22 protein-coding genes are annotated in these 23,618 nt (G+C 67.3%); 18 read left to right on the forward strand and 4 right to left on the reverse strand.

Annotated elements, in window-relative coordinates:
* Position 1 precedes the first annotated feature (1 nt).
* On the forward strand, positions 2 to 919 hold the full coding sequence (locus J2X42_RS13435; RefSeq protein WP_310165905.1) for a carbohydrate ABC transporter permease: 918 nt from the start codon (positions 2 to 4) through the stop codon (positions 917 to 919).
* Between the two features lie 3 nt (positions 920 to 922).
* On the forward strand, positions 923 to 2,770 hold the full coding sequence (locus J2X42_RS13440) for a hypothetical protein (RefSeq protein WP_310165908.1): 1,848 nt from the start codon (positions 923 to 925) through the stop codon (positions 2,768 to 2,770).
* Positions 2,771 to 2,855: 85 nt separating this feature from the next.
* Here the strand turns inward: J2X42_RS13440 and J2X42_RS13445 are convergent, their stop codons facing one another.
* Positions 2,856 to 3,617, reverse strand: a complete 762-nt coding sequence (locus J2X42_RS13445; RefSeq protein WP_310165911.1) for a lysostaphin resistance A-like protein — start codon at positions 3,615 to 3,617, stop codon at positions 2,856 to 2,858.
* 177 nt (positions 3,618 to 3,794) lie between these two features.
* Between J2X42_RS13445 and J2X42_RS13450 the strand changes: the two genes are divergently transcribed.
* The 8 genes from J2X42_RS13450 to J2X42_RS13485 all read left to right on the forward strand — a co-directional run bounded on the left by J2X42_RS13450 (position 3,795) and on the right by J2X42_RS13485 (position 13,641).
* Positions 3,795 to 4,799, forward strand: a complete 1,005-nt coding sequence (locus J2X42_RS13450; RefSeq protein WP_310165913.1) for a metal ABC transporter substrate-binding protein — start codon at positions 3,795 to 3,797, stop codon at positions 4,797 to 4,799.
* Entirely contained in the window at positions 4,796 to 5,593 is a 798-nt protein-coding gene (locus J2X42_RS13455; protein ID WP_310165916.1) for a metal ABC transporter ATP-binding protein, read from the forward strand. Before J2X42_RS13450 ends, J2X42_RS13455 begins: the two co-directional genes overlap by 4 nt.
* A 48-nt stretch (positions 5,594 to 5,641) precedes the next feature.
* Entirely contained in the window at positions 5,642 to 6,472 is an 831-nt protein-coding gene (locus tag J2X42_RS13460) for a metal ABC transporter permease (protein ID WP_396134080.1), read from the forward strand.
* A gap of 311 nt (positions 6,473 to 6,783) precedes the next feature.
* Positions 6,784 to 8,529, forward strand: a complete 1,746-nt coding sequence (locus J2X42_RS13465) for an ABC-F family ATP-binding cassette domain-containing protein (protein WP_310165922.1) — start codon at positions 6,784 to 6,786, stop codon at positions 8,527 to 8,529.
* A 234-nt stretch (positions 8,530 to 8,763) separates the two neighbouring features.
* Positions 8,764 to 9,111 (forward strand): molybdopterin oxidoreductase, encoded by a 348-nt coding sequence (locus tag J2X42_RS13470; protein ID WP_310165924.1) that lies wholly within the window; start codon positions 8,764 to 8,766, stop codon positions 9,109 to 9,111.
* Positions 9,111 to 11,627, forward strand: a complete 2,517-nt coding sequence (gene nirB / locus J2X42_RS13475; protein ID WP_310165927.1) for a nitrite reductase large subunit NirB — start codon at positions 9,111 to 9,113, stop codon at positions 11,625 to 11,627. The genes J2X42_RS13470 and nirB overlap by 1 nt, the downstream gene beginning before the upstream one ends.
* Positions 11,624 to 11,974 (forward strand): Rieske (2Fe-2S) protein, encoded by a 351-nt coding sequence (locus J2X42_RS13480; protein WP_310165929.1) that lies wholly within the window; start codon positions 11,624 to 11,626, stop codon positions 11,972 to 11,974. Before nirB ends, J2X42_RS13480 begins: the two co-directional genes overlap by 4 nt.
* A gap of 206 nt (positions 11,975 to 12,180) precedes the next feature.
* Positions 12,181 to 13,641, forward strand: coding sequence for an amino acid permease (locus tag J2X42_RS13485; RefSeq protein ID WP_310165932.1), 1,461 nt, complete (start codon positions 12,181 to 12,183; stop codon positions 13,639 to 13,641).
* A 178-nt stretch (positions 13,642 to 13,819) separates the two neighbouring features.
* On the opposite strand, the gene J2X42_RS13490 is transcribed toward J2X42_RS13485, so the two are convergent.
* Positions 13,820 to 14,545, reverse strand: coding sequence for a dienelactone hydrolase family protein (locus tag J2X42_RS13490; protein ID WP_310165934.1), 726 nt, complete (start codon positions 14,543 to 14,545; stop codon positions 13,820 to 13,822).
* 115 nt (positions 14,546 to 14,660) lie between these two features.
* Positions 14,661 to 14,837, reverse strand: a complete 177-nt coding sequence (locus J2X42_RS13495; RefSeq protein WP_310166133.1) for a CsbD family protein — start codon at positions 14,835 to 14,837, stop codon at positions 14,661 to 14,663.
* A gap of 133 nt (positions 14,838 to 14,970) precedes the next feature.
* Here J2X42_RS13495 and J2X42_RS13500 point away from each other — a divergent pair, with 133 nt between their 5' ends.
* The 6 genes from J2X42_RS13500 to J2X42_RS13525 all read left to right on the forward strand — a co-directional run bounded on the left by J2X42_RS13500 (position 14,971) and on the right by J2X42_RS13525 (position 19,776).
* Positions 14,971 to 15,429: an SRPBCC family protein gene (locus J2X42_RS13500; RefSeq protein ID WP_310165937.1), complete on the forward strand. Its 459-nt coding sequence runs from the start codon at positions 14,971 to 14,973 to the stop codon at positions 15,427 to 15,429.
* Positions 15,429 to 16,091: a pentapeptide repeat-containing protein gene (locus J2X42_RS13505; protein WP_310165939.1), complete on the forward strand. Its 663-nt coding sequence runs from the start codon at positions 15,429 to 15,431 to the stop codon at positions 16,089 to 16,091. Before J2X42_RS13500 ends, J2X42_RS13505 begins: the two co-directional genes overlap by 1 nt.
* A gap of 192 nt (positions 16,092 to 16,283) precedes the next feature.
* Entirely contained in the window at positions 16,284 to 17,513 is a 1,230-nt protein-coding gene (locus tag J2X42_RS13510; RefSeq protein WP_310165941.1) for a thiolase family protein, read from the forward strand.
* Positions 17,513 to 18,301: an enoyl-CoA hydratase/isomerase family protein gene (locus J2X42_RS13515; RefSeq protein WP_310165943.1), complete on the forward strand. Its 789-nt coding sequence runs from the start codon at positions 17,513 to 17,515 to the stop codon at positions 18,299 to 18,301. Before J2X42_RS13510 ends, J2X42_RS13515 begins: the two co-directional genes overlap by 1 nt.
* The gene (locus tag J2X42_RS13520; protein ID WP_310165946.1) at positions 18,298 to 19,158 is read left to right on the forward strand and encodes a 3-hydroxyacyl-CoA dehydrogenase family protein; all 861 of its coding nucleotides are present in this window, start codon (positions 18,298 to 18,300) and stop codon (positions 19,156 to 19,158) included. Before J2X42_RS13515 ends, J2X42_RS13520 begins: the two co-directional genes overlap by 4 nt.
* Before the next feature lie 9 nt (positions 19,159 to 19,167).
* Positions 19,168 to 19,776: a GNAT family protein gene (locus J2X42_RS13525; RefSeq protein WP_310165949.1), complete on the forward strand. Its 609-nt coding sequence runs from the start codon at positions 19,168 to 19,170 to the stop codon at positions 19,774 to 19,776.
* A 23-nt stretch (positions 19,777 to 19,799) separates the two neighbouring features.
* Here the strand turns inward: J2X42_RS13525 and J2X42_RS13530 are convergent, their stop codons facing one another.
* Entirely contained in the window at positions 19,800 to 20,699 is a 900-nt protein-coding gene (locus J2X42_RS13530) for an SGNH/GDSL hydrolase family protein (RefSeq protein WP_310165952.1), read from the reverse strand.
* Between the two features lie 155 nt (positions 20,700 to 20,854).
* Here J2X42_RS13530 and J2X42_RS13535 point away from each other — a divergent pair, with 155 nt between their 5' ends.
* Together J2X42_RS13535 and J2X42_RS13540 are read left to right on the forward strand one after the other, a co-directional pair.
* Positions 20,855 to 21,574, forward strand: a complete 720-nt coding sequence (locus tag J2X42_RS13535; RefSeq protein ID WP_310165954.1) for a tyrosine-protein phosphatase — start codon at positions 20,855 to 20,857, stop codon at positions 21,572 to 21,574.
* A complete protein-coding gene (locus J2X42_RS13540; protein WP_310165956.1) occupies positions 21,571 to 23,586 on the forward strand; it encodes a S1 family peptidase in 2,016 nt (671 codons plus the stop codon). The genes J2X42_RS13535 and J2X42_RS13540 overlap by 4 nt, the downstream gene beginning before the upstream one ends.
* Positions 23,587 to 23,618 lie beyond the last annotated feature (32 nt).

Genomic DNA, 23,618 nt, shown 5'->3' on the forward strand with positions numbered 1-23,618 from the left:
CATGGCAACCGCTGCCAACCTGCCTCCCGCCGTCGCGGAAGAGTCCGCCCTCGGCGCCGAGAAGGCCGCTGCCGGCACGGCCAAACGCAACAACCGTGAGGGCCGGACCAAGCTGTCCGCGCCGCTGACCGGTGTGCTCTGGCTGATCGTGGCCATCTACGCACTGCCGCTGCTGTGGTTCCTGCTGAGCTCGTTCAAGCCGGGCAGCGAGCTGTTCAGCTATCCGCTGTCCATGATCCCGCGGGAATGGACGTTCCAGGGCTTCGTTGACGCGTGGGAGCGGGTGGACTTTGCCCGGTACTTCCTGAACACCGCCACGGTTTCGCTCGTGACCACCGTGCTCACCGTGTTCTTCAGTGCCTGCACCGGCTACGCGCTGGCCAAGTACAACAACAAGGGCACCCGGCTGTTCTTCGTCTGCATCCTGGCCACCACCATGCTGCCCACGGAGGTGATCCTGAACCCGACGTTCTCGGTGATCCGCGACCTCGGCCTGTACAACTCGCTGGCCGGCATCATCGTGCCGTCCGTGCTGACGGCCACGGGTGTGTTTATGTTCCGCCAGTTCTTCCTGACGGTTCCGGATGACCTGCTGCATTCGGCCCGGATCGACGGTGCCAGCGAGCTGGCCATCTTCTTCCGGATCATGCTGCCGCTGTCCAGGCCCATCCTGTTCACGCTGGCCATCTTCTCCTTCCAGTGGCGCTGGAACGACTACATCTGGCCGCTGATCGTGCTCAATGACCCCAAGTGGTACACCCTCCAGGTGGCACTGCGCAGCATTGTGGGTGCGGAGAACATCGACTGGCCGGTGCTGCTGGGCGCCTCGGTGATCTCCATCCTGCCGCTGGTGCTCGTGTTCGCGGTTTTCCAGAAGTACGTGCTCAACGCCGACGTCTCGGCCGGCCTGAAGGACTAAAGAGTGATCGTTGTGAAGGACGGCATAGACCAGCCGCAGGTATCGGCCGCCGACGCCGCGTTCGTTGGCGGCCTGGTGCAGGCCGCGGACGCCTACGTGGACGCGCTGCTGACGGCGGACGACGGCGGCGTGGCGGCTCTTCCGCACCGCGCCGCCATGAGCAGGCTGCTGGCCCTGGCCACGGTGTACACCGAACCGGGGTCCGCGCACCGCGGCGCCCCGGGGCTCCCCGCGGCCATGGCCGCCTGCGTGGCGCGGCTGGAGCACCTGCAGGGGCCCACCGGCCTGTTCGACGGCACCAACCTGAGCTCTCCGCCGGACTCGGCCTTCACCATCAACGACGCCTGCATGGCGCTGGAGATTATGGACGCTGCCAAGGACGGCGGGATTGACGACGGCGGGGCGGCCAGGGACGGCGGCGGGGCGGACGGCGGTCTGGCAGACGTTCGACGGCGGCTGCGCGCCGTCGTCGGACGCATCACCGACGCCCTGGTCACCGGGGGAGTGCACACCCCCAACCACCGGTGGGAGCTGTGCGCCGCGCTCGCACGGATCCATGCGCTGCAGGAGCGCGAAGGCAGCCCCCGGCCGGAGATTTCGGAGCGCATCGGGCAGTGGCTGGCCGAGGGGATCGACCAGCTGCCGGACGGCATGTATTCGGAGCGGAGCCCGCTGTACGCCACCGCGGTCACCAACCCGTCGCTGCTGGCCATCGCCGACTGCGCCGGCCGGGCGGAGCTGCTGGAACATGTCCGGGGCAACCTGGCCGCGTTCCTGCCCTGGTTCAACGCCGACGGCAGCATCGAGTCCCTGTTCTCGCGCCGCCAGGACCAGTGGTTTACGTTCGACGGCGAGTCGTTCCAGCTGCTGTACCGCCGGATGGCCAACCAGGACGGCAGGGCAGACTTCGCCGCCGCGGCTGCCTGGCTGCAGCAGTTCCCGCTGCTGGAACCGGCCAAGGCGCTGGCGAGGACCCGGCTGGATCCGTGGCTGGGGTCCGAGTTTCCTGCCGCCCCAGGCGTCCTTGACGGCGGCCTGCCGCCGGTCATGGCACCGGACCGCGCCGAGCTGGCCACCTGCGGGGTCCACCGGTTCCGCAAGGCAGGAAACGTGGTGACCGTGTTTGGCGGGTGCGACGAACTGGTGCCGGGCGTGGTGTCAGGGCTTTCGAGCAACCCCACGTTCCTGCGCCTTGCCCACGGCGATGCGGTCCTGACCGACGTGCGGCTGTCCCGCAGCTTCTTCGACCTGGGCCCGTTCCGGAGCCAAACGGTCAGCGCCGACCCCGGCGCGGGTACCGTCCGTCTGAGCGAGGAACAGCGGGCGAACTTTTACCTGCCCCTGCCGCCGGAGAAGCACCGGCAGGACGGCATCTACGCCCTGGTGCACGAGGGCCGCTTCAGCGCCAGCATGGACTTCGGCCACCGGCCCACGGTGGAGCACCGGCTGTCCACGGCCATCAGCGTTCACACGGGCGGCGGCGCCGGGGGCGATGTTGTCGAGGTGGAGCTGGACTTCGGCGGGGCGGACACGTCGTTCGCGCTTGAGCTGACCTTCCGTCCCGGTGGCGAGCTGACCGGGGTGGCGGGTCCCGCCGTCGTACCTTCCGGGGCTTCCGGTGGGGAGGCATTCCAGCTGACATCCGGCACGGGAAGCTACCGGGTGGGGGACGACGCCATCGAGTTCGGTCCGGGCATTCCCGCGGACCCGGACAACCCGCCGTTGTACAACCCGGGCGAGGCCTACCGGTACCTTTCCGGCACCAACGCCACGGACGGCGTCAGGGTCTACATCACCGGCCGGACCCGCGGCACCCACCGCTTCACGCTGCGCGGACGCAGCCTCTCCTAGACGTTCCTGGCCAAAGCAACGCGGGGTCACTCTAGGCCCTTAAACACCCCATTTTTGGGCGTTATCTGACCCCGCGTTGGTTGTTTCAGGCCTGGACCTGCTGGAGCTGCTCGAACAGCTCGGGCGGGATGGCGTAGATGAACACCACCGCCAGCAGGTTCTTGGCGGCGTGCACAAAGTAGGAGAACATCAGGTTCTTCCCGGTCCACACGTACACAAACACCAGCGTGGCGCCCATAGCCAGATAGGGAAGCAGGGCCGTGAGCGTGATGGCCTCCTGGCCTGCGATGTGGATGCCTGCGAACAGGATCACGGATATCGCGCAGCACAGCCAGATGTTGAGGCGGCGGCTGAGCTTGCCGATCAGCAGGTGCCGGAAGATGTACTCCTCCACAAAGGGGCCGATCACCACCAGCACCGGAATCATCAGCCAGGCCGGGACCTGCTGCATCAGTGCCTGCAGGCCGGCCTGGTTCGCCGAGGTCTGGACGTCGCCGCCGGCCGCCACCACGAGTGCGGTGAGGATCATCATGGCCACCACCGCCGCCGGCACCATCATCAGCGTGAACCACGGACGGGTGGCCAGGACGCGGAGGTCACGCGCCACCACCCGGCGCGCGGCGAGCAGCGCCAGGGTGCCGATGCTGCCGTAGATAACCAGGGTGACGCCGTAGGACGCCACGGCAGGGCTGGGGGCCAGCTGCCGCAGGAACGGCCGGAGCAGTTCCCCGGCCAGGGCGAAGAACGCCGCCACCGCCACATACAGGCCCAGCGTGCCGAAATCGAGGCCGGTGAACCGGTACAGCTCAGGCTGCGGTGCTGGTGGTCGCCGGTGTGTCGTGGTCATACGTTCAGCCTAGCTCCACGCAACCCACCTGTTGATCTATCACTTTTGGTCCCTAAACCGGGGGTGAAGCGACCAAAAGTGATAGGTCAACGGGGGCGGCAGGCTTGGAGGGGAGTGGCGGCGGTGGGGCGGGCGTCACATTGCGGGGCCGGTTCGGCGTCCAGTAGAATGTTCGGCATGCCTAACTTTCTGTTTCGGCGCGCCAAAGTAGCCGCCCGAACGTTCGCCCGGACATCGGCGGCGCTCCGCGCTGCCGGCGCTTCCGCCGTCGTCCTCCTATCCCTGACTCTTGCTGCCTGCGGCGGTGACGCGGGCGGTGGTGCCGCCGGCGGCGACAAGCCCGTGGTCCTGACCACCTTCACCGTGCTGGCCGACGTCGCCCGGAACGTTGCCGGGGACAAGCTCACCGTGGAGTCCATCACCAAGGCAGGCGCAGAGATCCACGGCTACGAACCCACCCCGGGGGACATCCGGAAGGCCTCCAAAGCCGACCTCATCCTGGACAACGGCCTGAACCTCGAAGCCTGGTTCGCCCAGTTCGTGGAGGGCCTGGACGTGCCCCACGCGGTGGTGAGCGACGGTGTGGAGGTGATGTCCATCAGCGAGGACTCCTACCAGGGCAAGCCCAACCCGCACGCCTGGATGTCGCCGGTGAACGTGCAGATCTACGTGGACAACATGGTGAAGGCCTTCAGCGAGCTCGACCCGGACTACGCCGCGGCCTTCAAAGCCAACGGCGACGCCTACAAGGCCGAACTGCAGGCTGTGCAGGACGAGATGAAGACCAGCCTCGCCGGCCTCCCGGAGAACCAGCGCGCCTTGGTGACCTGCGAAGGCGCCTTCTCCTACCTGGCCCGCGACGCCGGGCTCAAGGAGGTCTACATCTGGGCGGTCAACGCCGAGCAGCAGGCCACCCCGCAGCAGATCACCCGGGCCATCGAGTACGTCAAGGCCAACCAGGTCCCGGCCGTGTTTTGTGAATCCACGGTGTCGGACGCCCCCATGCAGCAGGTGGTTGGTGCCACCGGAGCCAAGTTCGGCGGCGTCCTGTACGTGGACTCGCTGTCCGAAGCGGACGGCCCGGTGCCCACGTACCTGGATCTGATCAGGCACGACGCCGACCTGATCACCAAGGCGCTGGCCGGCGCATCGGCAGGGGCAACAGCCGGAGCAAAGCCATGAGCACCCCCGCCATCCTGGTGGAGAACGTCACCGTCCACTACGGCGAAGTCCTGGCGCTCGATTCCGCGTCGCTCAGCCTGGATGCCGCGCGGATCTGCGGCCTGATCGGCATGAACGGTTCGGGGAAATCCACACTGTTCAAAGTGATCATGGGAATGGTGAAGCCCGACGCCGGCACTGTCCTGATCGGCGGACAGTCACCGTCCAAGGCACGCAAGGAAGGCGGGATCGGTTACGTGCCGCAAAGCGAGGACGTTGACTGGCAGTTCCCGCTGTCCGTCCGCGACGTGGTGATGATGGGCCGCTACGGGCACCAGGGATTCACCCGGCGCCCGTCCAAGGCGGACCGCGCCGCCGTCGACGAAGCCCTGGACCGCGTGGAACTGGGCGAGTATGCCGGCCGGCAGATCGGCCAGCTCTCCGGCGGACAGAAGAAGCGGGCGTTTGTGGCCCGCGGCATCGCCCAGGGTGCCACCATGATGCTCCTGGACGAACCCTTCGCCGGCGTGGACAAACGCTCCGAGGCCACCATCAGCCGCCTGTTGCGCGAGCTCGCAGCCGACGGCTGCACCATCCTGATCTCCACCCACGACCTGCATGCCATGCCGGCGCTGTGCGACGAAGCCGTGCTGCTGATGCGCCGCGTCCTGATGCACGGCGCACCGGAGCTGGTGCTGCAGCCGGAGAACCTGGCCATGGCGTTCGGCCTGGACGTGCTGAACCGCGACCTCCCCGAACCGGACCCCGGCTCCGAAACCGAAACCGAATCCGCCCGCGCCGAGAACAGGGGCTGACCCGTGGACTTCCTGGACATCCTGCTTGAACCGCTCAGTTACGACTTCATGGTCCGAGCCATCGTCACCACGGCGCTCGCCGCCGTCGTCTGTGCTGTCCTCAGCTGCTGGCTGGTGCTGATCGGCTGGTCCCTGATGGGCGACGCCGTCTCCCACGCCGTGCTTCCCGGCGTCGTGCTGGCCTACATTGTCGGGGCCCCCTTTGCCCTCGGCGCCCTGGTGTTCGCGTTGATCGCGGTCACCCTGATCGGCGTGGTCCGCAACACCAGCCGGGTGAAGGAGGACGCCGCCATCGGCATCGTGTTCACCTCGCTGTTTGCGCTGGGCCTGGTACTCATCTCCGTCACGCCCAGCCAGACGGACCTGAACCACATCATCTTCGGCAACCTCCTCGGCGTCAGCATCCCGGACCTCATCCAGGTGCTGGTGCTCGGCGTGGTGGCGTTCGCCATCCTCATCCTGAAGCGCCGCGACCTGACCCTCTACGCCTTTGACCCCACGCACGCCCACGCCATCGGGCTCTCCCCGAAACGGCTTGGCGCGCTGCTCCTGGGCCTGCTGGCGCTGACCTCCGTGGTGGCGCTGCAGACAGTGGGCGTGGTGCTGGTGGTGGCCATGCTCATCATCCCCGGCGCCACCGCCTACCTCCTGACCGACCGCTTCAACCGCATGCTGGTCATCGCCCCGGTGGTCTCGGCCGTGTGTTCCATCGCCGGAATCTACGTGAGCTACTACCTGGACACCGCCTCCGGCGCCATGGTGGTGCTGACCCAGGGTGTGGTCTTCGCCGCCGTCTACCTCTTCAGCCCGCGCCAGGGACTGATCGGGACCCGGCTGGCGAAGGCGCGGCGCAGGAAGGCTGTGGCCCTCGCCGGGTGAGCGGGCTCTGTCCCTCGTGGTTACCGGGCCCATTTCGACGGTTCCCGGCACACTCGATGTTTGTCGCCATCGTAGGTGCAGGGAACCGTCGAAACGGCGTACGACGGCGGCACCTGGCCGGGTGCCGCCGTCGCGCCGTTGTGCAGCTTGACGCCGCGGCGTCGGGCGGGGCAGGCTGGTGCGATGAAGTCCTAACCAGCAGCCCGGCAACGCCGGACTGTTTCCGAAAAACCAGGGCCGCCGTCGAGCGCTGGATGAACCGTCCGGTTCAGCCCCGGCGGCCACACCACGGAACACTGCGAGGACTTCCCTTGACTGAACACCTGAACCTTTCCGACGTCTCCCATGGCTACGGCGACCGCCAGCTCCTGGACCGCATCAGCTTGGTCATCAATGCCGGCGAGCACGTGGCGATCGTGGGCGAAAACGGTGCCGGCAAATCCACGCTCCTCCGGATCCTGGCCGGCCTCGAAGCTCCCGACGAAGGCGCTGCCGCCAGCCATGGCCGGGTGGGCTACCTCGCCCAGACGCACGGCCTGCCGGAATCCTTCACCGTGGGGGCGGCCATCGACGCTTCGCTGGAGTCGCTGCGTGCCCTTGAGGCGGAGCTTGACCGGCTGGAGTCCGGGCTGGCCGATGCCGAAGACGACGAGCTGGAAACCTACGGCCGGCTGCAGACCGAGTACCAGCTGCGCGAAGGCTACGCCGCCGAGTCCCGGGTGGAGGCCGCACTGGACCGGCTGGGGCTGGGCGGCCTAGAGCGGAACCGGATTCTGGGCTCGCTGTCCGGGGGCGAACAGGAACGCGTGGCGCTGGCATGCGTCCTGGCCGATCCCGCCGACATCCTGCTCCTGGACGAACCCACCAACCATCTGGATGCCCGCGGAACCGCCTGGCTGGAGGACCGGCTGGCAGCCCACCGCGGCACCGTGGTGGTGGTGTCCCACGACCGCGTGCTGCTCCGCAAGGTGGCCACAACTGTCATCGAGGTGGACGCCGAGCGCCGCGCCGTGACCCGCTACGGCAACGGCTACGACGGCTACCTCCGCGAAAAGGCCGCCGAACGCCAGCGCTGGGTCCAGCAGTACCACTCCTGGATTGATGCGATGGAAGCCGAGAAACTCCAGGCAGACACCGTGGCCGGGACCATGGGCTACGGCCGCAAGCGCGACGGCGACAAGATGAGCTTCGGCTTCAAGGCCGGCACCTGGCAGAAGGCGGCGAGCAGCAAAGTCCGCAACGCCCAGGAACGCCTGCGCCGGCTCGAAGCCAGCCCCGTGGACCGGCCGCCCGTGCCGCTCCGGCTCAACGCGGAACTTGCAGTGGACGCCACGGTTCCTGCCGGGGCGGTGTCTGGGGACCAGGCCGGCGCGGCGCAGGATGGCGCGCCGGTATTGGCTGCCCGTGGTGTCAGTGTCCCCGGCCGGCTGGAAACCACCGACTTCCAGGCCGGCGCCGGCGAGAAGATCCTCATCACCGGGCCCAACGGGGCGGGCAAGTCCACGCTGCTGTCTGTCCTGGCCGGAACCCTGGAACCCGCCGGCGGATCCGTTCAACGGCCCGGACGGATCGGTTACCTGCAGCAGGAACTGGAACTTCCGCAGCGGCCCGCACTCCGGCTGCTGCCGGCTTTCGCAGCAGGCCTCGGCGGAAACATCGATGAGCATGCCGAGGCGCTCCTCCGCCTGGGGCTGTTCCGGACCAGCGAGTTCCACGTCCCGGTGGGCAGCCTCTCCGCGGGCCAGCAGCGCCGGCTGGCCCTGGCGAGGCTGCTGCTGGGCGGCTACGGCACGCTCATTGTGGACGAGCCCACCAACCACCTGGCGCCGGTCCTCGTGGAACAGCTGGAGGCGGCGCTCGCAGAGTTCGCCGGGACCCTGGTGATGGTCAGCCACGACCGCGCCCTCCGGGAATGGTTCGCCGGGTGCGCGCGACGAAGCCGTGAGGCCGGACGAGGCCAGGCAGCACGCGGACACCAGGGCACCCAGCCCGGCCAGGCCGCCGTCGGGCACTGGGTCCGGTATTCCATGGACAAGGGCGTGCTCGCGCCGGCCTGAGGAGGTGGGGCCGGCCCAGCCCGTGGCCGTTTCGACGGTTCCGTGCCCGCTCGACGTCTGCAGCCGTCGTTTCCGCAGGGAACCGTCGAAACGGCGCCGCAAGCCCGTGGAGGCTTCCCCCGGCAACGGTGAGGTTTGCGTTAAGGGAAAGTTACGCAGGGACCGGCAGGCGGAAACATCGGCGGCGGAAGATAGGCCCATACCAGTCTTCCCGCCGGCCGAAAGGATCTGTCCGTGATCGCCAAGAACCTTTTCCTGCAGGGCATCTTCCCGTTTGAGGGCACCGGGCTGGAGAAACCCGTCCCGATCCACAGCGAACTCTCGCACTATGTCCCGGACGGAGTGATCAACCAGGCCCTGTATTTCCGCGGCGGCAACTCCAGCAGTGAACTGATCACGGTGGTCCTGATGCGGAACGGCGTGCCCATGCGCTATTTCCCCATCGGCGCCAAGAGCGATGTCCATGTGCCGCTGCGGGTGGTGGAGGACATCGAAGGCGGCTCGGTAGTGGAGCTTTATCTCGCCGCCCCGGATGGTGTTGGGGGGTCCGTGGTGGTGGATTTGGGCATGGTGGAACACTGATGACCAGCGTGCTGGACCGGCCGCAGGGCAGGCACGCGGGCGCGGTGCCCCGCAGCCGGCTGGTGGTGGTCGGCAACGGGATGGCGGGCGCCCGGGCGGTGGAGGAGATCCTCGCCCGGGGCGGCGCGGACCAGTTCACCATCACCATGTTCGGCGACGAGCCCTACGGCAACTACAACCGGATCATGCTCAGCCACGTCCTCTCCGGCGAGGAAAGCGACGCCGACATCTTCCTGAACGCGCTCTCCTGGTACCGCGAGAACAGCATCACCCTGCACGCCGGGGTCCGCGTTGACCGGATCGACAAGGTCACCAAGCACGTCTTTTCCAACGACGGCAGGGTGACGCCGTACGACACCCTCATCATCGCCACCGGGAGCCGCTCCCACATGCCGCCGATGGACGGGCTTTACACGCCGGGCGGATCCGTGAAGCACGGCGTGTTCGGCTTCCGCACCATCGATGACACCCGCAAAATGGTCCAGCACGCCCAGCAGGACCACCATCGCCGCGCCGTAGTGATCGGCGGCGGCCTGCTGGGCCTGGAGGCTGCCTACGGACTGAAAAGCCACGGGATTGAGGTGGAGGTGGTCCACTCGGGCGGTCACCTCATGAACGCGCAGATGGGGCCCGACGGCGGTGCGGTGCTGCGCAGGAGCGTGGAGGCCCTTGGCATTGGGGTGCATACGTCCAGCCGCACCACCGCCGTCCTCGGCACCGACCGGGTCACCGGCGTCAGCCTCCGCGACCGGGACGACATCGCCTGCGACATGGTGGTGGTGGCCGCCGGAATCCGGCCCAACGTGGACCTGGCCGTGCTGAGCGGGCTGCCGGTGGAACGCGCCATCGTGGTGGATGACCGGCTGCGCGTCCAGGACGAAGACGACATCTATGCCGTGGGGGAGTGCGTCCAGCACCGGGGCGAGGTCTACGGGCTCGTGGCGCCGCTGTGGGAACAGGCCGTGGTGCTGGCCAACCACGTGACCGGCGCCGATACGTCGTCGGCCTACCTCGGCTCCCGGACCGCCACCAAGCTCAAGGTGGCCGGCGTGGAGGTCGCGTCCATGGGGCTGCACGGCCCCGAACTCGACACCGACGAGCACATCGTCTTCTCGGAACCCAGCCGCGGCATCTTCAAGTCCATCGTGGTCCGCGACAACAAGATGGTGGGTGCCACGCTCCTGGGCGACAGCCGGAAGGTGGCCTTCCTGACCCAGGCCTTCGACCGCGGGCTGCCGCTGCCGGAGGAACGGATCGCGCTGATGTTCGACGTCGGCGGGCCGGGTGAGGACGTGGGTGTGGCCGAGCTCGACGACGGCGCCCAGGTCTGCAACTGCAACGGCGTGTCGAAAGGGGCGCTTGTGGCCGCCGTGAAGGGCGGCTGCACCTCTGTCACCGGCGCGATGGACGCCACCCGGGCGGGCAAGGGCTGCGGTTCCTGCAAGCTCCTGGTCAAACAGGTGGTCGAGTGGGCCGCGGACGGCGCCGTGGAGGAGGACCCGGCGGCCAGCTACTACGTGCCCGGGATCCCGCTGGACAAGCCGGCCCTGATGGCCGCCATCCGCAAGCAGGGCCTGCGTTCCGTGTCCCAGGTGTTTGCTGCCCTGGCTCCGGGCAGCGCCGAGGACGCGAAGTCCAAGATGGGCCTTGCCTCGCTGATGAAGATGATGCTTGCGGACCGGTACATCGACGAACGCGACGCCCGATTCATCAACGACCGCGTGCACGCCAACATCCAGCGCGACGGCACGTTCTCCGTGGTCCCGCAGATGAAGGGCGGCGTGACCAGCGTCCAGCAGCTGCGCCGGATTGCCGACGTCGCCGAGAAGCACAATGTTCCGCTGATCAAGCTGACCGGCGGGCAGCGGATCGACCTGCTGGGGATCCCCAAGGAGGACCTGCCGCAGGTGTGGGCCGACCTGGACATGCCCTCCGGGTACGCCTACGGCAAGAGCTTCCGCACGGTGAAGACCTGCGTGGGCAAGGACTTCTGCCGTTATGGCACGGGGGACTCCACCAAGCTGGGGATCGAGATCGAGTCCCGGTTCCAGGGCATCGAGTCGCCGGCCAAGCTGAAGCTGGCGGTGTCCGGCTGCCCGCGGAACTGCGCCGAATCGCTGGTCAAGGACGTGGGCGTGGTGGCCGTGGAAGGCGGCCGCTGGGAACTCTACGTCGGGGGAGCGGCGGGGGCGCACATCCGCAAGGGCGACCTGCTGGCCACCGTGGACGACCCGGAGGAGGTGAAGGTCCTGACCGGCCGCTTTATGCAGTACTACCGTGAGAACGCCAACTGGCTGGAACGGACTTATTCGTTTGTGCCGCGGGTAGGCATCGAACATCTCCGGGCGGTCATTGTCGAGGATTCGGAAGGCCTCGCCGAGGCGCTTGATGCGGCCATGCAGGCGTCGGTGGACAGCTACGTGGACCCGTGGAGTGAACGCGACGACCCGCTTACGCCCGGCCAGTTCCGGACGTCCCTGCCGCTTACAGTCCTTCCCCAGGTGCCGGTCCGATGAGCGCCGACCCGACGAACGCGGATTCGATCACCGCCAGCAGCCACATCCTGGGCCCGGTGGACCAGATCCCGTTCGGAGAGGGCCGGGCCTTTGGAGTGGACGGCGAGCAGGTGGCCGTCTTCCGGCTGCGGGACGGGACCCTGCGCGCCCTGTCCGCGGTCTGCCCGCACAAGGGCGGTCCCATCGCCGACGGAACCATCGACCGGGAAGTCGTGATGTGCCCGCTGCACCAGCACGCGTTCAGCCTGGAAACTGGGTGCTCCAGCACCGGGGCCGAACCTTTGCGCACATACAGCGTCCGGGAGGATGCAGAACAGAACATTGTTCTGCAAAGCCCCGGGATGTGAGCCAATAGTTCGGCTTAACCCGCGCTGGGTGTAGCCCGCGTCACTTGCTGTGGTTCGAATCTTGTAGGATGGGTAGGCCGCGCGAACCTTCGACGTACTGAGACTTTCCATACAGAAAATTCCTTCAAACAACACGAAGCCGAATTTTCGGGATGAAAGTCCGCTGCCAAGGGTGCCGGCCAATCCCCTACCCACAAGGAATTGTTGTGCCTCAAAGTACCCCCACAGATCTCGCGAGCCCGACGGCGCCATCCGCCGTCGTCGACTCCACCCTCAGCGCCGAGGGCTACAAAAAATCCCTGAGCGGCCGCCAGGTCACCATGATCGCCATGGGCGGCGCCATCGGCGTCGGCCTCTTTATGGGTGCCGGCGGGCGGCTGGCCTCCACGGGCCCCGCCCTCATTTTCTCCTACGCCATTGCCGGCGTCATCGCCTACCTGCTGATGCGCGCACTGGGCGAGCTGATCATGTACCGCCAGACGTCGGGTTCGTTCGTCAGCTACGCCGGCGAAATGTTCGGCAAAAAGGGCGCGTACCTGTCCGGCTGGATGTACTTCATCAACTGGGCCATGACCGGCATCGCCGAACTCATCGCGATCGGACTGTACTTCCAGTTCTTCTTCCCCAACGTACCTGTTGAACTGTCTGCCATCGCAGCGCTGCTGCTGCTCGTGGGCGTCAACCTCCTGAGCGTCAAGGCGTTCGGCGAATTCGAATTCTGGGCCTCCTGCCTCAAGGTCGGCGCCATCATGATCTTCCTGGCCGTGGGCACCTTCATGGTGGTCACCAACGCCCAGGTAGGCGACGGCCACGCCTCGGTGAACAATCTCTTCGCGGCCGAAGGCGGGATGTTCCCCAAGGGCGCGCTGGTGATGATCCTGGTCCTGAATGCCGTGATCTTCGCCTACAACGGCATTGAGCTCGTCGGCATTACAGCAGGCGAAATGCAGGATCCGGCCAAGGAAGTTCCCAAGGCCATCCGCGCCGTCGTCTTCCGCATCGTGGTGTTCTACGTCGGCTCAGTGACCCTCCTGGCCATGCTGCTGCCCTCGGACCAATACGTGGCCGGCACCTCGCCGTTCGTCACCGTGTTCGGCCAGATGGGCCTCGGCTGGATGGGCGACGTCATGAACATGATCGTCATCACCGCCGCGCTGTCCTCCTGCAACTCGGGACTGTACTCGATCGGCCGGATCTTCCGCACCATGGCCAACAACGGACACGCACCGGAGTGGCTGACCCGGATGTCCAAGAGCCACGTGCCGTACGCCGCCATCCTGGCCATCGGCGCGGTCTACCTCGTAGGCATCCTGCTGAACATCTGGCTCGGCGGCTCGCACGCCTTCGACCTCGCACTTAACTCCGCCTCGATCGGCGTGATCTTCACGTGGGGCGCCATCTTCGCCAGCCAGATCGCGCTGCGCAAGAAGAAGGGCAAGGTCTCCTCCCTGCCTGCGCCGGGCGGAACCTGGAGCAGCTGGGCCGGCCTGGTTGCCCTGCTGGCCATCACGGTGCTGATCGGCTTCGACACCATGACCAGCAAGACCGGCGAGGTCTTCCACCTCGGCCTCTGGACCCTGGGCACCATCCCGTTCTTCGCGCTGGTCCTGTGGCTGGGCTGGCAGAAGGTCCGGAACAACGAGCCGAAGAGCGAGCTCTTCAGCTAAGGCTTTTCAACTCAAGCAGTACGACGTCGGCGGGTCACCCTCTCGGCGGCCCGCCGTCGTCGTTCTCCCCGGGAGGAACGCGAACGTACAGTTGCGGCCCTTGGGGAGGCGCGAACGTACAGTTGGGGCCCTCTGCGCAGGGCCTCAAGTGTACGTTCGCGCCGAGTCCTTGAGATGCCTAGTACTTGAGGTGTCGGGCGAAGTGGTCTTCGATCCGCTGCCACGCCTCGGGGGTGGACTCGGGGTCCGGGCCGATGCCCATGACCCGCATCAGCGGCCGGAACACCGCGGGGCCGAGGTCGGCGTCGTTGAGGAACGCGTGGCCGGCAGTGGGGAATTCCTTGACGCTGTGCGGGATACCCAGGTTGGTCAGGGCCGCCTCAAGCCTGCCTGCCGCACCCTTGAGGGTCGTGTCCCTGCCGCCGAAGTTGGCCACGATGGGGCAGGCGCCACGGAGCGAGTCCTCAAGGTCGGAAGGCAGCCGGCCGTAGTTCACCGAGGCCGCGTCGAAGCCGTCGCGGGCCACCAGCAGCGCGAATCCGCCGCCCATGCAGAACCCGATCACGCCGGTCTTGCCGTTGGACAGCGGCGAATTGGCCAGCCACTTCCTGGCCGTGGACAGGTCCGTAAAGGGGCGACCGCTCCCTTTGAGCATGCTCCGCATGGTGCTGACCAGGCAGCGGCGGGTGCCGCCGTCGCTGAACAGGTCCAGGGCCAGAGTCAGATAGCCGGCGCGTGCCAGCCGGTCCGCGTGCCGCCGGGTCATGTCGTTCAGCCCGAATGCCTCGTGGATCATGACGACGGCGGGGAACGGGCCGGTGCCGGACGGTGTGGCGAGGTAGCCGCCAAGGGAAGCGGAGCCGCCGGCCGCGGTGCTCTCGGGGCTGAGGTCAACGTGCGTCATGGCCTAAGGGTAGCCGCGGGGCGCAAAATCGCGGGGCACAAAAAGAGCGGCGGCGAATCCCCCATGGGAATCCGCCGTCGCCCGTCTGTGGCCGCTCCGGGGAGCGGCGGGGGGACTAGTGGCGCTTGAACTCGTCCTTGATGTCTTCTCCGACCTTCTTGGCGTCGGCCTTGACCTGGTCCTTCTGGCCTTCAGCCTTGAGGCGGTCGTTGTCCGTGGCGTTTCCGGCTGCTTCCTTGGCCTTGCCGCCCATGTCTTCTGCTGCGTTACTGATCTTGTCTCCGAGGCCCATGGTGGTGCCGCCTTTCGTTTCCGGTGGATCAAACAATGCCTTTTCACCATAACACGAAGCATGCTTACTATTTCAAGTCCCCGGGATACCCCATTATCTGTTGATTGTCGTTGCCCCGGACTAGGCTCGAATCATGGAACACACCACCAGCCTCACCCAGCACATCCACGCGTCGCCGGAAAAGGTCTGGTCCGTCATCTCGGACATTCCAGGCTCGGCGGCCACGCTGTCCGGCATTGATTCCATCCAGATGCTCAGCGAGGGCCCGTATGGCGAAGGGACCCGCTGGAAGGAAACCCGCACCATGATGGGCAGATCGGAAACGGTCGAAATGTGGGTGGCCCAGGCTGACCCGCCGCGCAGCACCACGGTCAAGGCCCTCCAGGGCGGCGCCGACTACACCTCCCGGTTCAGCCTTGCCGAGCGCGACGGCGGCACGGACCTGACGCTGACTTTCGGCGCCGACGTCGTTAAGCCCACCGTGTTCAGCAAGATCACCATGGCACTGTTCGGGAAGATCGGCATGAGCATGACACGCAAGGCGCTGGCCAAGGACCTGGCGGAAATCGCGGCCAAAGCGGAATCGCTCTAGTGGCGGCAAAGGCACCCAAGATCACCGGACCCCGGCTCTCGCCGGTCCTCCTGGAGGACCTTAGGGACGATCCCGCACCGGAATTCGAGCGGGGAGAACGGTACGACGGCGTCCGGTACAGCCGTGCGGCGGCCGACGGTCTCGAGCTCAGCGGCACGGACTTCGCCGAGTGCGAGTTCCAGGGCGTCTCCTTCAACGACACCCAGCTGCGCGGCGCCACGTTCCGCGACTGCATCCTGGCCGAGCTCTATGCCCCCGTGTTCACCGCGGCCCGCACCACCTGGCGCGACGTGCACATCGCGAACCCCCGGCTCGGTTCCGCTGAAATGTATGAAAGCGGCTGGCAGTCCGTGCGGATCGACGGCGGAAAACTGGACTTCCTCAACCTCCGCGGTGCCAAGCTGACCGATGTGCTCATCAGTGACTGCATTATCAACGAGCTGGACCTGGGCTCCGCGGCGGCCACCCGGGTGACGCTGAAGAACTGCACCATCGGCACCCTTGACCTCACGGGCGCCAGGTTGAAGGACTTTGACCTCCGCGGCACCGATTTCCGCACCATCAGCGGCCTGGGCAGCCTCGCCGGGGTCATCATTGACGACTACCAGCTAAGCCTCCTCGCCCCGCTCCTGGCCGCCCATCTGGGAGTTGTGGTTCTCTAGCCTCGTACGGGGAGGGGCGCGAACGTACCTTTGGGGGCCCCGCGAAGGGCCTCAAGTGTACGTTCGCGCTTAGATTCCTTGGTGCCCCTTGCGCGTGCAGTGTAGTCTTTACAGAACGAACGGTCGGTAAGTGGATGGTTTCCCTTGGCCGCCGACGATGACAGTGCCGTTTATCGCGTGAAGGGTGTTTCCATGGCGTCAGCTACCGCAGGACCGCAGGCTTTCCTTGTTGGCGGTGTCCGCACCCCGGTGGGGCGTTACGGCGGGGCCCTGTCCGCCGTCCGCCCCGACGACCTGGCCGCGCTGGTGATCCGGGAGTTGGTGGCCCGGACCGGGCTGGATCCGGACACCATCGACGAGGTCATCCTGGGCAACGCCAACGGCGCCGGCGAGGAAAACCGGAACGTGGCCCGGATGGCCACCCTCCTGGCCGGACTTCCCCTCCACATCCCCGGGATCACCGTCAACAGGCTCTGCGCCTCGGGCCTGAGCGCCATCATCCAGGCCAGCCAGATGATCAAGTCCGGCGCCGCGGACATCGTGATCGCCGGCGGGGTGGAGTCCATGAGCCGCGCGCCCTGGGTCCAGGAAAAGCCTTCCGCCGCTTTTGCCAAGCCCGGCCAGATCTTCGACACCTCCATCGGCTGGCGCTTCGTCAACCCGCTCTTCCAGAAGGGCGCCCTCGCCCGGGACGGGAAGATGACCTACTCGATGCCGGAAACCGCCGAGGAAGTGGCCCGGGTAGACGGCATCACCCGGGAGGACGCCGACGCCTTCGCCGTACGCTCCCACGAACGCTCCCTCGCCGCCATCGCGGCGGGACGCTTCAAGGACGAGATCGTCCCCGTCACGGTCAAATCCCGCAAGTCCGAAACAGTTGTGGACACCGACGAAGGCCCCCGCGCCGGCACCACCCTGGACGTCCTCGCCGGCCTCCGGCCCGTCGTTGCCGGCGGCGCCGTGGTCACCGCGGGCAACTCCTCCACGCTCAACGACGGCGCCTCCGCCATCATCGTCGCGTCCGAGGCCGCCATCGAGCGTCTGGGCCTGACACCCCGGGCCCGCATCATCGACGGCGCCTCCGCCGGCTGCGAACCCGAAATCATGGGCATCGGTCCCGTCCCCGCCACCCAGAAGGTCCTCAAGCGCAGTGGCCTCAGCGTCGGTGACCTGGGCGCCGTCGAACTTAACGAAGCCTTTGCCACGCAGTCGCTGGCCAGCATGCGGCGGCTGGGCCTGGACCCGGAGATCGTGAACAACGACGGCGGCGCGATCAGTTTGGGGCACCCGCTGGGTTCCAGCGGCTCGCGGATCGCCATCACCCTGCTGGGCCGGATGGAACGCGAGAACGCCAGGATCGGCCTCGCCACCATGTGCATCGGCGTGGGCCAGGGCACCGCGATGCTGCTGGAGCGCGTGTAATGGCCGCCCCGGACCTCGCGGCCGGACACTTCAGCACCCTGCTGGTCGAGGAGCGTGAGGACCGTGTGGTGGTCCTGCTCAACCGCCCCGAGGTGAGGAATGCCATCGACCAGCAGATGGTGGATGAGCTGCACGTGGTCTGCGCCGCGCTGGAGCAGAATCCCAAGGTCCTGATCATCGCCGGCGTGGACGGGGTGTTCGCCTCAGGGGCGGACATTGCCCAGCTTCGTGAGCGGCGCCGGGACGACGCCCTGCAGGGCATCAACTCCACGATTTTCGTCCGGATTGCCAAGCTGCCCATGCCGGTCATTGCCGCACTGGACGGCTACTGCCTGGGCGGCGGCGCCGAGCTCGCCTACGCCGCCGACTTCCGGATCGGAACCCCGAGCGTCCGGATCGGCAACCCCGAAACCGGACTGGGCATCCTCGCCGCGGCCGGGGCCAGCTGGCGCCTGAAGGAACTCGTGGGCGAGCCGCTGGCCAAGCAGATCCTGCTCGCCGGCCTGGTGCTCCGGGCCGAAGAAGCCCTGGCAGCCAGCCTCATCACTGAAATCCACGAGGCACCGGACCTGATGGACGCCGCCCACAACCTGGCTGACAGGATCGGCCGGCAGGATCCGCTGGCAGTGCGGATCACCAAGGCCGTGTTCCACGCCCCGGCCGAGGCACACCCGCTGATCGACCAGCTGGCGCAGGGGATCCTCTTTGAATCCCAGGCCAAATTCGACCGCATGCAGGCTTTCCTCGACAAGAAGCTCGACAAGAAATCAGAGAAGAAGAAACCATGACGAACCCGAACCTCCCCTCCACCGTCGGCGTCCTCGGCGGCGGCCGCATGGGCGCGGGAATCGCGCACGCCTTCCTCATCAACGGCGCCAACGTCCTGGTGGTGGAACGCGATGAGGCGTCCGCCGAAGCCGCCCGGGAACGGGTGGAATCCGCAGCCGCCAAGAGCATCGAACGCGGAGCAGTTGACGGCAACCTTGACGAGATGGCCTCGCGGCTCACAGTCACGGTGGACTACGACGACTTCAAGGACCGGAAACTGGTGGTCGAGGCCGTTCCGGAGGACTGGGACCTGAAGGTCACCTCGCTGCGCGGCATCGAGGAGCGGCTGGCTGACGACGCGTTCCTGGCGTCCAACACCTCCTCCCTGTCCGTCAACGGGCTGGCCCGCGAACTGAAGCGGCCGCAGAATTTCCTCGGCCTGCACTTCTTCAATCCGGTCCCGGCCTCCACGCTTATCGAGGTGGTGCTCGGCGAGCAGACGTCCCCGGACCTGGCCGCCCACGCGAAAAGGTGGGTGGAGGCACTCGGCAAGACCGCCGTCGTCGTCAACGATGCTCCGGGCTTTGCCTCATCACGCCTGGGCGTGGCCATCGCGCTGGAGGCGATGCGCATGGTGGAGGAGGGTGTGGCGTCCGCGGAGGATATCGACGCCGCCATGGTGTTGGGCTACAAGCACCCCACCGGCCCGCTGAGGACTACGGACATCGTTGGCCTTGATGTGCGGCTGGGCATCGCCGAGTATCTGCATTCGACGCTGGGGGAGCGGTTCGCGCCGCCGCAGATCCTGCGCGACAAGGTGGCCCGCGGCGAACTGGGACGGAAGACTGGCAAGGGCTTTTTCGACTGGCCTGAGTAGGATTTTCGGGTGACCCTCTTTGAACCCCTCACCCTGACCGGCAGGCACGTCATCCTGGAGCCCCTGAGCCAGTCCCACCACGACGGCCTGGTGGCGGCGGCGCAGGATGGCGAGCTGTGGAACCTCTGGTACACGTCCGTGCCTGCGCCGGACGGGATGGCCGCGGAAATCCGCCGCCGCCTCAACCTGCAGGAGCAGGGGTCCATGCTGCCGTTCACCACGCGTCTGATCGATCCTGCCACCGGCGCCCCGGGGCGGATCATCGGGATGACCACCTACATGAATATCGACGCCGGCACGCCCCGCGTCGAGATCGGCTCCACCTGGAACGCAGCGTCAGTACAGGGCACCGGAACCAACCCGGATTCGAAGCTGCTGCTTTTGGGCCACGCGTTCGAGACCCTCGGCTGCCCGGCAGTCGAGTTCCGGACGCACTGGCTCAACCACCAGTCCCGGGAAGCGATAGCCCGGCTGGGTGCCAAGCAGGACGGCGTGCTGCGCAACCACTCGCGCACCGCTGATGGCGTGCTGCGGGACACCGTGGTGTTCTCGATCCTCGAGCACGAGTGGCCTATGGTCCGGAACGGCCTGGAGTACAGGCTCGCCAAGCGCCGGTAGGGCGCCTGGCGGGCCTGTGCAGGTCAGCGCCGTGCCAGCGCTTGGAGGTTCACCACAGCGGTGAGGGCATCGGAGTAAGCATCATGTCCGGCCGCATTGGGGTGGAAGGTGTCATCGGCGAACTCAATGGGTGGCACAAGGTCCAGAACGATCCATTGCTGCAGGGTGTTGGCCGCATGTGGGGCGAACGGTGTTGTGACATCGATGTATTGTGCGTTGGCTTTGGACACTGCGTTGGCCTCGGTAACAGCTGCAGCGATGGTGGCGTTCAAGGCGCCAGTACCTGCGTTGACCAGGGCCTGGCTCTCCACCGAGATCAGCGGAATCCCGCCCACGGGATCAAACAGGAGCGGGTAACCAAACACTGCGATCTTGGCGCGAGGGGCAGCTCGGTGGATTGCGGTCAGCGCTTTGACGAGATTTGCCTTTATTGCGGGCAACTTCGCGCTCGCCCCCAGGACAACCTGCTGGCAGGCCTCGGAAGTGGAGAAGGCGCAGGTGAACAGGACGGTGTTGAAATCAAGGTCATTCGCCCCCGCAGTCAGCGTAACGAGTTCGGTACGGCCCGAGAGTCCGCCAGAGCTGGTCAGGGCTGCGATCTGCCCCATGACGCTGGGGACGATGCCTGATGCCTTTGCGTCCAGGAGCGCGCCGTGGCATGCCCCATTGATGACCTCGTCAACAATGGCCAGGTCCTTAAGGTTGTCGACGTAACCACCAGCTGTCTGGTCGCAGGGAAAATTGGGGATGAACGGCCCGGCTCCGGTCCCGGCGGTGTAGGAATCACCAACGGCAACAAGGTCAACGTCGGGAACCGGCGGCGCCGCATCGGCCGGTATAGCGGTAAAGCCTAGTGCCATGGCGAAAACGGCGAGGCCTGCCGCAAAAGCCGGGCGCCGCCGTCGTACTGCTGGGTTTGTCATTGGGGTTCCCCTTAGCTGATCAAGTGCACGGGTGAGTATGTGCCACGGTACGCCTGCGCCGGGCGACGGTCACTGGCCCGGCGTACCCTAATTTTTGGCCGACACTACCTATTCCTGCGCGTGCAGCGTTCACCGGCGTGTGGTTAGCTGTCCGGATGGAGAAACCTGGCGGACCCCTGGACTGGGACGGGGCCGTAAATGGCTGGCACGTGGCCGGCGGCGTCTACCGGATGGGCCGCCGCGAATGGCTCACGGCGGCGGGCTGGCAGAACGCGTTCGACGACGGCATCCGCACCGTGGTGGATCTCCGTAACGCGCGTGAAGCCCGGCGCCGGGACACCGACCCCGCCGTGGCAGAGGCGGCCTGGTCCGGCGTGCAGATCGTGTCCGCGCCCACCGAGGAACCCGATGACCCGCGGTTCACCGCCCTGTGCGGGCCGTACCTGAACGACCCCGCCCACTATGTCCACAATGTCCGGCTGTTTCCGGAGCACATCGTCGCGGTATTTCGCGCCATCGCCGATTCCGCATCCGCCGGCGGGGTTGTGGTCCACTGCGCGGCGGGCCGGGACCGCAGCGGCATGGTGGCCGCCATGCTGCAGGACCTGGCCGGCGATTCGGACGGGCAGATCGCCAACGGCTACGCGCAGGCTGCCCGCGGCATCAACGAGCGATACCGTACGCACGGGCCGCCGCACGACCGCGAACGCTACCTCGAGGAATCCGAACTGGCGCCTGTGCTGGAGGAACGTGGCCGCGCCGTGGTGGCCTTCGTCCGGGACCTGGACACTGAGAGGTTCCTGCTGCGGCACGGTCTCACCGACGCTGAACTCCACGCTGTCCGGTCCGTCCTCGGCGTCACGGTGGCTCGATGAAATCTGGACCATATCTGGGGGCTGGTTTGAAGCGGATTCTGACAATTGGTGCGGCGGCAGGCCTGATGCTGGGTTCGGCGCTGGCGGCTGGCCCGGCGTCGGCCGAAACGGCGGTTGCTCCAGTAGCGGGCGACGGACTCCATGGCGGCATGTCCGCCAAGGCCGGTGTCAGCGACGCCGGCTTGGCCGAAGCAATCTACCGGGACCTCGGCCTCACCCCGGAGGAGTTCATTGCGGCGGGCGAGCTTGGCCGGCAGGCCGCGGAGGCTGCAGCGGCGCTCCGCGGCGTCCCCGGCTACACCGGCACTCGCCTGCAGGACGGCCGCATCCTGGTCAGCGGCTCCGGGCCGGAGCTGGAGGCAAGGGTGGCGGAGCTCGCCGCCACGACTCCCGCCTTGGCCCTCGAGCCACCTGCCCCGGAGGCCGCCGACGGAACGCCCGACACCACCGGAACCGAACTGGCCCTCAGTACGCAGCAGCTTTTCCAGGCCTACGTCCGGGAGGTGGGACCGCAGGGCCTGCAGGCCGTGGCCTACTCCGACGGGAAATTTGTCATCCGCACCGGCGGAACCAATGCCGCCGAATCGACTGCGGGCAGGACGCTCCCTGGGGGTTCCCCGGCGGCAGCGGCCGGGAAGATGTCCGCCGAGGACTTTGTGGCCCGGTTTGCCAACGTAAAGCTCGACGCCGGCACGGACCTCGCGCCGGAAGCGGACCTCGTGGGCGGCCAGGGCTATTTCGCCGATACCGGCGAGATCTGTTCCACGGGCTTCTCTGCATTCGACCCTGACGGCCTGCCGTCGGTCCTCACCGCGGGGCACTGTTCCGACGACGGTGCCGCGCAGCAGGCCGCCCTGGAATTTCCGGCCTGGACACAAGCCGGACCGTTGGGGACCTTCGGGTTCAGCCAGTTCGGCGGCCCCGGCAACACCAGCATCGTGGGGGACGAGGACAACCCCGGCAACGTGGGGACAGACATTGCCGTGATCGGCTCCATGGCGGCGGGACTTGAACCGCAGCCCGCCGCCAGCACCTGGAATGATCCGTCCCAGGCCGGCCCGGACGTCAAGATCATCGGCACCGCGGCCCCTGTGGAGGGACAGCCGGTATGCCGCTCCGGACGGACCTCCGCGTGGTCCTGCGGCACGATCGACGAGGTGGGCATCTACGTGGTCCAGGGCCGCTCCGGCAATCCCGCGGACCTGAGGGCCTTCAGCGGGTTCCTGTCGTTCGCCGTCCAGTCCAGCGGCGGCGACTCCGGCGGCCCCTGGCTCAGCGGCAACTATGCGGTGGGCATCCACGCCGCGGGGGAGGGCGCCGGCGCGCCGGTGAACTTCGCGGTGGCCGCCACTCTGGACGATGCCCTGGCGGTCCTCCCCGGCTACCAGTTGGAACTCTTCCTCAACAAGCCCACGGTGACAGCTCCCGCCCCCGGCGGGACGTTCGAGCCCGGGCAAACCGTCACCGGGACCGTGCCCGCAGCCCCCGCCTCCGCCGTCGCGGCCGGGTCCGCCGTCCGGATCACCGTCCCCGGGCAGGCACCCTTCGACGTGCCCGTGGACAGTGCGGGGAACTGGCAGTTCACGGCGCCTGAGGATGCCCCCGCGGCTGCCTCCGGAGCGCTTAGCTTCACCGCCGAAACCGTCAACGGCTTCAGCGCCTCGGGGGCTGTCGCCTTCGAGTTCGCGCCGGCAGGAGCGGGGACCCCGGACCCGCTGCCGCCCGTCGTAGAACCGGCACCGCAACCTCCGGTCACCGAACCGGATCCCGCCCCGCCGGCGGCGGAAGCACCCCTCACCCCCAGTACGGTGGCCCCGGCAGGTGCCGCGACCGTCGTCGAACCTCCAGCTGCCACCGCTGCGGGCACCGGTCTGGCGAACACAAGACTGGCCAACACCGGAGCCGACGGCCCGCTGACCGCAGCGGGCGCAGCGCTGGCGGCCATCGCCGTCGGCGGTGTCCTGATGGTGCTGGTCCGGCGCCGGAAGAAGCGCCGTACCCCCCGCCCCTAGAACGCTCTCTCACTTTTCGCAAGGATTCGGGT

Origin of the sequence: Arthrobacter sp. BE255, assembly GCF_031457335.1 — a bacterium.
GTDB lineage: Bacteria > Actinomycetota > Actinomycetes > Actinomycetales > Micrococcaceae > Arthrobacter.

Coding starts and splice junctions, on each gene's coding strand:
- J2X42_RS13510 (WP_310165941.1), top strand. CDS start 16,284: ATGGCGTCAGCTACCGCAGGACCGCAGGCTTTCCTTGTTGGCGGTGTC.
- J2X42_RS13520 (WP_310165946.1), top strand. CDS start 18,298: ATGACGAACCCGAACCTCCCCTCCACCGTCGGCGTCCTCGGCGGCGGC.
- J2X42_RS13435 (WP_310165905.1), top strand. CDS start 2: ATGGCAACCGCTGCCAACCTGCCTCCCGCCGTCGCGGAAGAGTCCGCC.
- J2X42_RS13460 (WP_396134080.1), top strand. CDS start 5,642: ATGGTCCGAGCCATCGTCACCACGGCGCTCGCCGCCGTCGTCTGTGCT.
- J2X42_RS13490 (WP_310165934.1), bottom strand. CDS start 14,545: ATGACGCACGTTGACCTCAGCCCCGAGAGCACCGCGGCCGGCGGCTCC.
- J2X42_RS13530 (WP_310165952.1), bottom strand. CDS start 20,699: ATGACAAACCCAGCAGTACGACGGCGGCGCCCGGCTTTTGCGGCAGGC.
- J2X42_RS13480 (WP_310165929.1), top strand. CDS start 11,624: ATGAGCGCCGACCCGACGAACGCGGATTCGATCACCGCCAGCAGCCAC.
- J2X42_RS13445 (WP_310165911.1), bottom strand. CDS start 3,617: ATGACCACGACACACCGGCGACCACCAGCACCGCAGCCTGAGCTGTAC.
- J2X42_RS13455 (WP_310165916.1), top strand. CDS start 4,796: ATGAGCACCCCCGCCATCCTGGTGGAGAACGTCACCGTCCACTACGGC.
- J2X42_RS13495 (WP_310166133.1), bottom strand. CDS start 14,837: ATGGGCCTCGGAGACAAGATCAGTAACGCAGCAGAAGACATGGGCGGC.
- J2X42_RS13450 (WP_310165913.1), top strand. CDS start 3,795: ATGCCTAACTTTCTGTTTCGGCGCGCCAAAGTAGCCGCCCGAACGTTC.
- J2X42_RS13540 (WP_310165956.1), top strand. CDS start 21,571: ATGAAATCTGGACCATATCTGGGGGCTGGTTTGAAGCGGATTCTGACA.
- nirB (WP_310165927.1), top strand. CDS start 9,111: ATGACCAGCGTGCTGGACCGGCCGCAGGGCAGGCACGCGGGCGCGGTG.
- J2X42_RS13500 (WP_310165937.1), top strand. CDS start 14,971: ATGGAACACACCACCAGCCTCACCCAGCACATCCACGCGTCGCCGGAA.
- J2X42_RS13535 (WP_310165954.1), top strand. CDS start 20,855: ATGGAGAAACCTGGCGGACCCCTGGACTGGGACGGGGCCGTAAATGGC.
- J2X42_RS13515 (WP_310165943.1), top strand. CDS start 17,513: ATGGCCGCCCCGGACCTCGCGGCCGGACACTTCAGCACCCTGCTGGTC.